We start from the raw sequence: 12,026 nt of genomic DNA on the forward strand, positions 1-12,026 counted from the left end.
GCTAGAAACGGAGCACGCCCCTGCCCACCGGTCGAAAGGCAGCAACCTCCTGCCCTTGGTCAGGGGTGTGACGGCCGTAGGGTCGAGGGCGTGGAAGAGCGTGTGGACGAGCGTGTGGAAGAGCCGACACCCGACAGCCGGCCGGTCCGGGTCCTGGTGGCCGACGACGAGGCGATGGTCCGGGCCGGGGTGCGGGCCATCCTGGCCCGCGACCCGCACATCGACGTGGTCGCCGAGGCGGGCGACGGGCACGAGGCCATCGCACTGACCCGCCGGCACCGGCCGGACGTGGTGCTGCTGGACATCCAGATGCCGGGCATGGACGGGCTGACGGCGGTGAAGCGGCTCCACCGGGAGCCGACGGCGGTCGGCGTGATCATGCTCACGACCTTCGGTCAGGACGAGTACGTCACCCGCGCCCTGGAGGAGGGCGCCGACGGCTTCCTGCTGAAGGCGGACGACCCGCGCGAACTGCTCAACGGGGTACGGGCGGTGGGAGCCGGCGGCGCGTACCTGTCGCCCCGCGTCGCCGGCCGGGTCATCGCGGGCCTGCGCGCGCACCGCGCGGCCCACCCCCACCGGCCGCTCGAGAGGCTCACGGAACGCGAACGGGACGTACTGGCCGGCCTGGGGGCCGGCCTGTCGAACGCGGAGATCGCGAACCGCCTCCACCTGGTCGAGGGCACGGTGAAGGCCCACGTCAGCGCCGTACTGGGAAAGCTGGGCGCCCGTAACCGGGTGGAGGCGGCCATCTCCGCGTACGAGGCAGGCCTGGTACCGCCCCGCTCCCGCTGACCGGTGGTCAGGGCTTGACGGCGTGCAGGACGTGCATGCCCCGGGGCCCGGTCTGGTCGTGACGGATGACGAGGCCGGCCGCGCGGCACTGGTCGGCGACCCAGCTGGAGGCGAGCCGCAGCTTGGGATAGCTGCCGGCCGTCAGGTGCCACTCCCCGTCGCGGCGGGTGTGGAGCAGGTCGTGGACGAGGACCGTGTCTTCGTCGACGTACTCCAGGAAGCAGGTGAGGATCCGGTCGTCGGTGCCGCGCACCGGGATGAACCGCCCCGCGCCGCTGAGCTCGCGCGTCAGGTCGCGGAAGGTGACCACGAGGCTCCCGCCCTCACCAAGCGCCCCGGCGGCGTCCGCGATCAGCGTCCGCACGTCCTCGCGGGAGGACAGGTGCGGGAGCGTGTCCCCCATGCAGACGACGGCCGACACGGAGCCCGGCTCGGTGAGGCGGGGCAGACAGCCACGGATGTCCGACTCGACGGTGCGGACGGCCTCCGTGAGGCCGCCACGCGCGGCGTGCTCCGCCAGCTCGCCAAGCAGCGCGGCACTGGTGTCGACCGCGGTCACCCTGTCGAAACCCAGCCCGACCAGCGCCAACGTCTGCGGCCCGGGCCCGCACCCGAGATCGACGGCGGCCGCCGCCCCGCCCGGCCGCGGGGCCACCCCCAGCTCCCGAAGGAGCCCGGTCTGAGCCGAGCTCACGCTCTCGATGTCCCCGCCGAGCATCCAGGTGTAGTTCGCGGCGAGGAGGTGTTCGTAGTGTTCGGCGGCGGCAGTCATGAGCGCTCCTTCTCGTCCAACTACAGCCGGAAGCCGCAGTGTTGACCCACTCGTACAACAAGGATCTTGCCACCAGCGCTGCGGTCGACAACTGCCCCCCATGCAATGAACGCGCGCACGCTTGCCGGTCTCGCGGCGGATCGAGGGGGCGGGGGAGCTGCCGGACCCGGCTGCCCGGGGTCCTGAGAATTTCTCCGCGAATTCTCCGCAGCCACCCGCAGAAACCCGGTTCCAGCCGGACACGCCGGACGCGCCCCACCCCGTCCAGGGGCGCGTCCGGCCCCTGAACCCGACAACCAGAATCCGCCAGGACCAGCAAAAAGACCCTCCCTGAGGAGGGTCCTGCGCTGTGCGCCCCCGGCAGGACTCGAACCTGCGGCCAAGTGCTTAGAAGGCACCTGCTCTATCCACTGAGCTACGGGGGCCGGGTGGTGGACCGGCGGCCGGGTGCCCCTGGTGGGTGGGGCGTGGCCTGTCGGGTCAAGGATAGGGCTCCGATCCCCTTGGCCCGGGTGCTTCACCTGCGTGCCACGATGTGGAGGTTCGGTGAAGCGGAACGATAATCGCAGGCAGGTGCGATTCCCGCAGTCTTTTTCACGCCACTCGGCCCGGGTGTTGTGCACTCGTTATGCCGTCGACTCCCATCATCCGTCGTTCCGTCGGCGCGCAGGGCCCTTATACGCTTCAAAAAGGCTCCAAAATTGGGCATTCTTCGCATGTGGTGACCTTGGACGAACGGCCTCAGCTGATCGACGCACTCTCCGCCCTGCGCGACTGTGTCGCCGCCGTGCGTCTCCCACTCCCCCTCCCAGGCGCCCCGCGCGCCCGCCAGACCCGGGCCGAGCTGCTCGCCCAGCTCGACGACTATCTGGTGCCCCGGCTGAAGGACCCGCACGCCCCCCTGCTCGCCGTCGTCGGTGGATCCACCGGGGCCGGCAAGTCCACCCTCGTCAACTCCCTTGTGGGGCGCCGCGTCAGCGAGGCAGGGGTGCTCCGCCCCACCACCCGTACGCCCGTGCTCGTCTGCCACCCCGACGACCACCACTGGTTCGCCGGCATGCGCGTCCTGCCCCAGCTCACCCGCGTCTGGCTGTCCCAGCAGGACGAGGACACCTCCGACGAGCCCCCCGAGGAGAACGCGCTGCGCGTCGAGACCTCCTCCGCCCTCGTCCCCGGCCTCGCCCTGCTCGACGCCCCCGACATCGACTCCCTCGTCGTCGAGAACCGGCTGCTCGCCGCCGAGTTGATCTGTGCCGCCGACATCTGGGTCATGGTCACGACCGCCTCCCGGTACGCCGACGCCGTCCCCTGGCACCTGCTCCGTACCGCCAAGGAGTACGACGTCACCCTCGTCACCGTCCTCGACCGCGTCCCGCACCAGATCATCGGCGAGGTCTCCCGGCAGTACGAGGCCCTGCTCGACAAGGCGGGGCTCGGGGACGTACCCCGGTTCACCATCCCCGAGCTCCCCGAGTCCGCCGGCGGCGGCAGCGGGCTGCTCCCCGACAACGCCGTCGCCCCGCTGCGCGCCTGGCTCGCCCACCGCGCCCAGGACCCCGCCGCCCGCCAGCAGGCCGTCGGCCGGACCGCGTCCGGCGTCATCGACTCCCTCGACACCCGGATGCCCGAACTCGCCTCGGCGGTCGCCGCCCAGTACGCCGCCGCCGTCCGGCTCGGCGGCGCCGTCGAGGCCGCGTACGAGGAACAGGGCGAGCGCGTCCGGCAGCAGCTGCGCCGCGGCGCCGTGCTCGCCGGCGACGCCCGTACCCGCTGGCGCGGCTACCCCCGCGACAGCACCGCCGCCGAACTCCTCGACGCCCTCGTCGAATCGCTCGCCGCGCTGCTCCAGTGCGCGGTCGCCGCCGCCGACGAACGGGTACGGGACGCCTGGCGCCGCGAACCCGCCTCGGCCGCCCTCGGCGCCCACGCCCCCGACCGGGAGGCGGGGGAGCGGATCGCGCTGACGGTACGGCGCTGGCGGCGCGAGCTCGAAGAGCTGGCCGAGGAGGAGCTCAGCGCCACCGACCGGCTCGGAACCGCCCGTACCGCCGTCCCCGACGCCGACACCGTCGCCGCGCTGCTCGCCGCCGCCCTGCTCGGCGGCCGCCGCACCCGCAGCGCCGGCGAGCGGCTCGCCGAACTCCTCGGCGCCCAGGCCGCCCTGCGCCTGCGCGACAAGGGCGGCGCGTTGCTCATGACGTACCTCGACCGCGCCCTGCACGCCGAACGCGACCGGCGGCTCGCCCCCCTGGAAGCCCTCGACGTGACCCCCGAGCCGCAGGCGGAGCTGATCGCCGCGCTCTCCGTACTGCAGAAGGAGAAGTGAGGACCGGTGAGCAGCAGCACGGTGGACGACCGCTGGGACGACGGACTGATCGCCCGCAGAGTGGAGGAGAAGGCGGCACAGCCGCACGAAGTGGCCCCCGACCCGGTGGAGGACGACGGCCTGCCGGCTCTCGGAGGGCGGTACGGCGGCTCCCTGCGCACCCGCCTCGACGCCCTCCACGAGCTCGTCGGCCTCTCCCGTACGCGACTGGCCGGCGACACCCTCGCCGAGGCCGGCCGCGTCCTCGACGAGGCCGCAGCCCGCCAGCGGCTCTCCGCCCGGCACACCGTCGTCGCGATCGCCGGACCCACCGGCAGCGGCAAGTCGACGCTCTTCAACGCCCTCGCGGGCGTCCCCGTCTCCGAGACCGGCCTGCGCCGCCCCACCACCTCCGCGCCGATCGCGCTCAGCTGGTCCGAGGGCTCCGCCGGGCTCCTCGACCGCCTCGCCGTCCCCGGCCGGCTGCGCCGCCGCCCGCTCGCGGGCGGGGCCGCCGACGAGGACCTCCAGGGGCTCGTCCTGATCGACCTGCCCGACCACGACTCGGCCGTCACCGCTCACCGCGACCAGGTCGACCGGGTGCTCGGCCTGGTCGACGCGGTGATCTGGGTCGTGGACCCGGAGAAGTACGCCGACGCCGCGCTCCACGAGCGCTATCTGCGGCCGCTCGCCGGCCACGCCGAGGTCACCTTCGTCGTCCTCAACCAGATCGACCGGCTCGGTACGGACGCGTCCGACCTCGTCCTGGACGATCTGCGCCGCCTCCTCGACGAGGACGGCATGGCCCTCGGCGAACACGGCGAACCCGGTGCCACCGTCCTCGCCCTCTCCGCCCTCACCGGCGAGGGGGTGGGCGAACTGCGCGAACTCCTCGGCCGGTTCGTCACGGAGCGGACCGCGCCCGCCCTCCGCCTCTCCGCCGACGTCGACGCGGCGGCGGCCCGGCTCCGCCCGGCGTACGTCTCCGACGGCCAGACCGGCCTGGGGGAGCGGGCCCGGGAGGACTTCGCGGCCCGGCTCGCGGTCGCCGTCGGCGCCACCGCGGCGGGCGAGGCCGCCGAACGCGTCTGGCGCCGGGGCGCCATCCGCGCCTGCGGCACGCCCTGGCTGCGGCTCTACCGCTGGTACGAGCGGCTGCGCGCGCACGGTACCGCCACCGACCCGCGCCAACAGGCACCCCTTGAGGACGAACTCACCGCCCGGCAACGGGTCGAGCAGGCCGTCCGGGTCGTCGCCGACGACGCCTCGCGCGGGCTCCCGGCCCCCTGGGCGCAGGCGGTGCGCGAGGCGGCGGCCCGGGGCGCCGACGGGCTGCCCGAGGCGCTCGACGAACTCACCGCGACCATCGGCGACCCGGCCGCCCGGCCCCCGCGCCCCGCGTGGTGGCCGGCGGCGGTCCTGGCACAGGTCCTGATGACGTTCCTGCAGCTCTTCGGCGCGCTGTGGCTGCTCGGCCAGATCGTCGGCGTCGTGGAGCCGGGGCTGCTGCCGCCCGTCCTCATCATGCTCGGCGGCGTCGTCGGCGGTCCGCTGGTGGAGTGGGCGTGCGCGGCGGCGGTGAAGGGGCCCGCCCGGCGGTACGGCCAGGAGGCCGAACGCAAGCTGCGGGAGGCGGCGGCCGCGTGCGGACGGGCGCGCGTCCTGGACCCGATCTCGGCCGAGTTGATGCGCTACCGGGAGGTACGCGACCAGTACGTGACGGTGTCGGGGACGCGCTCGGGCGCGCGGGTCGCGCGGTTGGGCGGCGGTGGCGTCGGCATGCGATGGGGCGGTACGAGGCCGGGGGCGCGGTTGAGGTGAGCTTTCACCCTCTGGGGTGAGGGGGTTGTCCCCAACCCGGCCTCCCTCCACAGGCCTCGGCGCGCTTCGGCGGAGCGGTCCACCATGGGAATGGAACCGGCGCATGGAACTGGCGCATGGAACCGGCCGAAGTGCTCCGAAAGGCCTTGAAACGGGGGAGGAACGACATGAACGACACGATGGTGACGCTCGTCGGGAACGTGGCGACGAGCGTGGAGTACCGGGACACGGCGACGGGCGGGGTGGCCCGGTTCCGGTTCGCGGTGACCGCGCGCCGCTGGGACCGGGAGCGGGGCACCTGGGCGGACGGACGCACCAGCTTCTACACGGTGTTCGCGTGGCGGTCGCTCGGCGCCAACCTGGCCGCGTCGGTCTCGGTGGGGGAGCCGCTGGTGGTGCACGGCCGGCTGCGGGTGCGCGAGGAGGGCGTGCCCGACGAGGGCAGGCCGGCGGAGGTGCGGCGCAGGACGTTCGTGGACATCGACGCGGTGGCGGTGGGGCACGATCTGACGCGCGGTACGGCGGCGTTCCGCCGGGTGGTGAAGGGCGATCCACGCCCGACGGAACGTCAGGGGAACAGAGGCGGGGGCGGGGTGGAGCGCGACCCCTGGGAGGGCCCGGAGGTGGGTCCGGAGGCCCCCTCGGCCCCCCGGGTCCTGGAACCCGTGCTCTGAGCAGGAGTTGTGGGAGATTTGTCGACTCCGTGACCTGCGACTTCCCGGCGCGCCGGGCCCGGTGATAACGATTGCGATTCGGAATGGTTATCAGGTCGTATGGACGGGCACCGGGCCCTTCCCCGTCCCTAGGATTCGCAGGTACTCATACGGGACTTGAGTCAGTACTTGAGTCGACAGTGAGTCAACCGGGTCTGTGAATCTGCTGGCGTGCGCTCCCCCCACGTGTCCTGACCGATGGCACGGAGCAGCTCGCCCGGAGGGGAAATTCATGTTTTCTGTTCGGAGGCGCGGCGTAGCCCGCCTTGCCGCCGCGACCGTGGTCTCGGGCCTCGTCGCTGCGGGTGCGATAGCCGTAGCGGGACCGGCGCTGGCCGAGGGCGGGGCTGACGGCACCGGCGGCGCGACCGCCACGCTGGGCAAGCTCACTGTCTTCGACACGGTCAAGATCAAGGGCCAGGGCAAGGTCTCGGCCGGCCTGTTCGAGATGCAGGTGACGCCGGGCGGCGTGCTCCAGACCTACTGCATCGACCTCTACACCGGCGCGAAGACGGGCCAGGAGTACAAGGAGGTCGGCTGGGACCAGTCCTCCCTGCACAACAACGAGAACGCGGGCAAGATCCGCTGGATCCTGCAGAACTCCTACCCGCAGGTGGACAAGCTCGACGAGCTCGCCGCCAAGGTCGGCGCGAAGAACCTGACCAAGGAGACCGCCGCCGCTGCCACGCAGGCCGCGATCTGGTACTTCTCGGACAACGTCGAGGCGGAGCCGGTCAACAAGGACGCGCAGAAGCTCACCGCGTTCCTGGAGAAGGAGGCGGTGAACCTGGAGGAGCCCAAGGCCTCCCTCAGCCTCTCCCCGGCCTCCGTCGCCGGTAAGTCGGGCGAGCGCCTCGGGCCGATCACGGTCGACACCAACACCGGCTCGGCCGCGGTATCCCTCACTCCGGGTGCGCCCGAGGGCGTCAAGCTGGTCGACAAGGACGGCAAGGTCGTCACCAACGTCGCCAAGGGCGGCCAGGTGTTCTTCGACGTTCCCGCAGGCACGCCCGACGGTGCCGCCGAGCTGCAGGTCCAGGCCGACACCACGGTCCCGATCGGCCGCGCCTTCGTTTCCACCAAGGTCAAGAGCCAGACGCTGATCCTGGCCGGCACCAGCACCTCCAGCGTCAACGCCAAGGCGACCGCCACGTGGGCGAAGAAGGGCGCGATCCCGGCCGTGACGGTCGAGAAGAACTGCGCCAAGGGCGGCCTGGACGTCACGGCGTCCAACGAGGGTGACGAGGACTTCACCTTCGAGGTCAAGGGCCAGAAGGTCACCATCCCCGGTGGTCAGTCCAAGACCGTGACGGTCCCGCTGGCCGAGGACGAGGCCTACGACTTCACGATCACCGGCCCGAACTTCGAGAAGAACTTCAAGGGCGTCCTCGACTGCAAGACGGCCACCCCGGGCCCGCTCCCGTCGGAGACCCCGTCGACCGAGCCGTCCGTCTCCACCTCGCCCACCCCGGGCACGGCCGGCGGTTCCTCCACCGGCTCCACCACCGGTGGCGGCGACCTCGCCGAGACCGGCGGCTCCAGCGCCACGCCGATGATCGCCGGCATCGCCGCGGTCCTCGTCGTCCTGGGCGGCGGCGCGGTCTTCTTCCTCCGTAAGAAGAAGACGGCCGGCCAGTAAGAAGTACCCCTGCCTCACGGCAGGGAGCAGTACCCCTGCCTGACGGCAGCCGACCGGCCCCGGTGCGCACGACGCGCACCGGGGCCGTCGCGCGTCCTGCCCTCCCCGCGGTGGCTAGGGCCTGTCCGGCGGATCATGGCCGGGGCCGACCCTGATCCGCCGGACAGGCCCTAGTCGTCCAGGCTTCCCATGGTCAGGTTGACGGTGGTCCCGGTCAGGGCGCTCGCGCGGTCGGAGGCCAGGAAGACCGCCGCGCCCGCCAGCTCGTCCAGGTTCATGAGCCGGCGGGGGTGGGTCCGGGACGCGAGGAACTCCTGCCACTGCTCCCAGGTCAGCCCCGACGCCTCGGCGCGCGGTTCGAAGGCCTCCCGGATCGTGCGCGTCTCCGGCATGGCCTGGGGGCGCAGGCCGACCACGCGGATCCCGAGCGGGGCGAGTTCGGCGGACAGGTCCCGGGTGAGCGCCTCCTTCGCCGCCATCGCGGGGCCGTAGCCGCCCACCAGGGGGATGCCCGTACGGGAGTGCAGCGCGGTGACGGTCATGATCACCCCGGATCCGCGCGCGACCATCCGCCGGGCGGCCAGCCGAGCCGTCAGGAAGTACGCCCGTGTGTACGCCGCGATCGGCCGGGCGAACCGGTCCGCGTCCAGCTCAAGCAGCGGGACACCCAGGATCTCCGCGTTCGGGATGCCGACGGCGTCGAAGGAGATGTCGACGCGTCCCGCCCGCTCGGTCACCGAGCGCAGATACCGGTCCACCGCCTCCTCGTCGAGGGCGTCCACCTCCGCCGCCTCCGCCGATCCGCCGGCCGAGACGATGTCGTCCGCGACCGCGGCGACCGGTCCCAGCCGCCGCCCGGCCAGAAAGACCCGGGCGCCCTCGGCAGCGAAGGCCCGCGCGACGGCGCCGCCGATCGCGCCACCGGCTCCATGGATCACCGCGACGTTGTCGTCGAGCATCATGACCGCTCCTCTCCGATCTCCGTCCAGCCCTCGAAGAGGCAGACACCGCGTTCGGCGGAAACCGGGCGCCCGCCGGCCGCCCGGTTCGCCCGTCGGCCGGTGTCCGTACAGGATGGAGGTGGTGGAGCCGATGACAGCCGATCCAGCTGATCCAGCCGATCTGATCGCCAGGGCGCGGGCCGGCGACGGCGAGGCGTTCCGCGAGCTGACCGAGCCGCACCGCCGCGAGCTGCACGTGCACTGCTACCGGATGCTCGGCTCCCTGCAGGACGCCGAGGACGCGCTCCAGGACACGCTCCTCGCCGCCTGGCAGGGCCTGGGCGGGTTCGAGGGCCGCGCCTCGATCCGTACCTGGCTCTACCGGATCGCCACCAACCGCTGCCTCAACGCGCGCCGCTCGGCGAGCCGGCGCCGGGCCCGCGAGTGGGACATGCCCGGCGTGGAAGCGCCCGAGCCGACCCGGCGCGGCGAGGTCCCGTGGCTGGAGCCCCTGCCCGACGCCCTCCTGGCCGGGACGACCGCCGGGGCGACCGTCGGGACTACCGCCGGGGCGACAGCCGGCGCGACCGACGGGGCGACCGACCGCGCGATCGACGCCCCGCTCGGCCCCGAGGCCCGCTACGAGCAGACGGAGTCCCTCTCCCTGGCCTTCGTCACCGCCCTCCAGACCCTGCCGCCCCGCCAGCTCGCCGTACTCGTCCTCCGCGACGTCCTCGGCTTCCACGCGGCCGAGGTCGCCGAGATGCTCGACGCGACCGTCGACGCGGTCGACAGCGCCCTGAAGCGCGCCCGCGCCACCCTCAAGCGCCGCGGCGACCGCGAACCGCCACCCGCCCCCGGCAGCCCCGCCGAACAGGCGCTCGTGACGGCCTTCGTCCGCGCCTACGAATCCGGTGACCTGGACGCCCTCCTCGCCCTCCTCACCGACGACGTCCTCGTCTCCATGCCGCCGATCCCCCTCACGTACGAGGGCCGCGACGCCGCCGCCCGCCTCTTCGCCGCCGTCTTCGACTCGGGCCGCCGGGTCCGCCTCGTCCCCACCCGAGCCAACGGCCAGCCGGCCCTGGCCGCGTATCTCCGTACGCCCACGTCCCCCCACCCCGCGGCCGGCCTCTTCGTCCTCACCCTCACCGGCGACCGGATCCACGCCTTCACCCGCTTCGAGGCGACCCTGCTCCCGTGGTTCGGCCTCCCGCCCGCACTCCCCGACCACGGGACGTGACCGCCCGGTCACCCCGACCCCCGAGGGAAGCCCCAGCTCAGGGCAGCCCCGAGGTACGGGTTTCCATCGCGGGGTGGACGTCAGGCAAGATGGGGTGTATCTGCCCACTCACTCCTTGCCGGACGGTTTCTCTTGGCTGAGTACATCTACACGATGCGCAAGACGCGCAAGGCGCACGGCGACAAGGTCATCCTCGATGACGTGACGCTGAGCTTCCTGCCCGGTGCGAAGATCGGTGTGGTCGGCCCGAACGGTGCCGGTAAGTCCACCGTCCTCAAGATCATGGCCGGCCTTGAGCAGCCGTCCAACGGTGACGCCTTCCTGTCGCCGGGGTTCACCGTCGGCATGCTCCTCCAGGAGCCCCCGCTCGACGAGTCCAAGACGGTTCTGCAGAACGTGCAGGACGGCGCCGCCGAGATCATGGGGAAGCTGCACCGCTTCAACGAGGTCGCCGAGCTCATGGCGACCGACTACTCGGACGCGCTCCTGGAGGAGATGGGCAAGCTCCAGGAGGACCTGGACCATGCCAACGCGTGGGACCTCGACGCGCAGCTGGAGCAGGCCATGGACGCCCTGGGCTGCCCGCCCGGCGACTGGGCCGTCACCAACCTCTCCGGTGGCGAGAAGCGCCGCGTCGCGCTCTGCAAGCTGCTGCTCGAGGCCCCCGACCTGCTGCTCCTCGACGAGCCCACCAACCACCTGGACGCCGAGTCCGTGCAGTGGCTGGAGCAGCACCTCGCCAAGTACCCCGGCACCGTCGTCGCCGTCACCCACGACCGGTACTTCCTCGACAACGTCGCCGAGTGGATCCTGGAGCTCGACCGCGGTCGCGCCCACCCCTACGAGGGCAACTACTCCACCTACCTGGAGAACAAGGCGACCCGTCTCAAGGTCGAGGGCCAGAAGGACGCCAAGCGCGCGAAGCGTCTGAAGGAAGAGCTCGAGTGGGTGCGGTCCAACGCCAAGGGGCGTCAGGCCAAGTCCAAGGCCCGTCTCGCCCGCTACGAGGAGATGGCGGCCGAGGCCGACAAGATGCGGAAGCTGGACTTCGAGGAGATCCAGATCCCGCCGGGCCCGCGCCTGGGCTCCATCGTCGTCGAGGTCAACAACCTCTCCAAGGCCTTCGGCGAGAAGGTCCTGATCGACGACCTCAGCTTCACCCTGCCGCGTAACGGCATCGTCGGCATCATCGGCCCGAACGGCGCCGGCAAGACCACGCTCTTCAAGATGATCCAGGGTCTCGAGACCCCGGACTCCGGCGAGATCAAGGTCGGCGAGACCGTCAAGATCTCGTACGTCGACCAGAGCCGCGCCAACATCGACCCCAAGAAGACGCTGTGGGCCGTCGTCTCCGACGAGCTGGACTACATCAACGTCGGCCAGGTCGAGATGCCGTCCCGCGCCTACGTCTCCGCGTTCGGCTTCAAGGGCCCGGACCAGCAGAAGCCGGCCGGCGTGCTCTCCGGTGGTGAGCGCAACCGCCTGAACCTCGCGCTCACCCTCAAGCAGGGCGGCAACCTGCTGCTCCTCGACGAGCCCACCAACGACCTCGACGTCGAGACCCTGTCCTCGCTCGAGAACGCGCTCCTGGAGTTCCCCGGTGCGGCCGTGGTCGTCTCCCACGACCGCTGGTTCCTGGACCGAGTGGCCACGCACATCCTCGCGTACGAGGGTGAGTCGAAGTGGTACTGGTTCGAGGGCAACTTCGAGTCGTACGAGAAGAACAAGATCGAGCGCCTGGGTGCGGACGCGGCCCGTCCGCACCGCGCCACGTACAAGAAGCTGACCCGAGGCTGA

General features: G+C 72.1%; 9 protein-coding genes and 1 tRNA gene. 7 read left to right on the plus strand and 3 right to left on the minus strand.

Features of this window, described 5'->3' with window-relative positions; translation table 11 throughout:
- Window positions 1-90: 90 nt before the first annotated feature.
- Window positions 91-795: a response regulator gene (locus Q5762_RS18440; RefSeq protein ID WP_399495197.1), complete on the plus strand. Its 705-nt coding sequence runs from the start codon at window positions 91-93 to the stop codon at window positions 793-795.
- 7 nt (window positions 796-802) lie between these two features.
- On the opposite strand, the gene Q5762_RS18445 is transcribed toward Q5762_RS18440, so the two are convergent.
- Window positions 803-1,567, minus strand: coding sequence for a class I SAM-dependent methyltransferase (locus tag Q5762_RS18445; protein ID WP_315893238.1), 765 nt, complete (start codon window positions 1,565-1,567; stop codon window positions 803-805).
- Window positions 1,568-1,919: 352 nt separating this feature from the next.
- Window positions 1,920-1,992: transfer RNA gene (locus Q5762_RS18450), tRNA-Arg, on the minus strand.
- Window positions 1,993-2,294: 302 nt separating this feature from the next.
- Here Q5762_RS18450 and Q5762_RS18455 point away from each other — a divergent pair.
- The 4 genes from Q5762_RS18455 (at window position 2,295) to Q5762_RS18470 (ending at window position 8,045) form a co-directional block, all read left to right on the plus strand.
- Window positions 2,295-3,893, plus strand: a complete 1,599-nt coding sequence (locus tag Q5762_RS18455; protein WP_315893239.1) for a dynamin family protein — start codon at window positions 2,295-2,297, stop codon at window positions 3,891-3,893.
- A gap of 6 nt (window positions 3,894-3,899) precedes the next feature.
- Window positions 3,900-5,693 carry a GTPase gene (locus Q5762_RS18460; protein WP_315893240.1) on the plus strand — a complete coding sequence of 598 codons (1,794 nt, stop codon included), beginning with the start codon at window positions 3,900-3,902 and terminating at the stop codon, window positions 5,691-5,693.
- A gap of 167 nt (window positions 5,694-5,860) precedes the next feature.
- Entirely contained in the window at window positions 5,861-6,367 is a 507-nt protein-coding gene (locus Q5762_RS18465; protein ID WP_315893241.1) for a single-stranded DNA-binding protein, read from the plus strand.
- Between the two features lie 271 nt (window positions 6,368-6,638).
- On the plus strand, window positions 6,639-8,045 hold the full coding sequence (locus Q5762_RS18470; RefSeq protein WP_315893242.1) for a Cys-Gln thioester bond-forming surface protein: 1,407 nt from the start codon (window positions 6,639-6,641) through the stop codon (window positions 8,043-8,045).
- A 170-nt stretch (window positions 8,046-8,215) separates the two neighbouring features.
- Here the strand turns inward: Q5762_RS18470 and Q5762_RS18475 are convergent, their stop codons facing one another.
- Window positions 8,216-9,007: an SDR family oxidoreductase gene (locus tag Q5762_RS18475; protein WP_315893243.1), complete on the minus strand. Its 792-nt coding sequence runs from the start codon at window positions 9,005-9,007 to the stop codon at window positions 8,216-8,218.
- Window positions 9,008-9,137: 130 nt separating this feature from the next.
- Here Q5762_RS18475 and Q5762_RS18480 point away from each other — a divergent pair, with 130 nt between their 5' ends.
- Both Q5762_RS18480 and ettA read left to right on the plus strand, forming a co-directional pair.
- The gene (locus tag Q5762_RS18480) at window positions 9,138-10,229 is read left to right on the plus strand and encodes an RNA polymerase subunit sigma-70 (RefSeq protein ID WP_315893244.1); all 1,092 of its coding nucleotides are present in this window, start codon (window positions 9,138-9,140) and stop codon (window positions 10,227-10,229) included.
- A gap of 132 nt (window positions 10,230-10,361) precedes the next feature.
- Entirely contained in the window at window positions 10,362-12,026 is a 1,665-nt protein-coding gene (ettA, locus tag Q5762_RS18485; protein WP_315893245.1) for an energy-dependent translational throttle protein EttA, read from the plus strand.

Source organism: Streptomyces sp. P9(2023) (assembly GCF_032436795.1).
Lineage (GTDB): Bacteria > Actinomycetota > Actinomycetes > Streptomycetales > Streptomycetaceae > Streptomyces.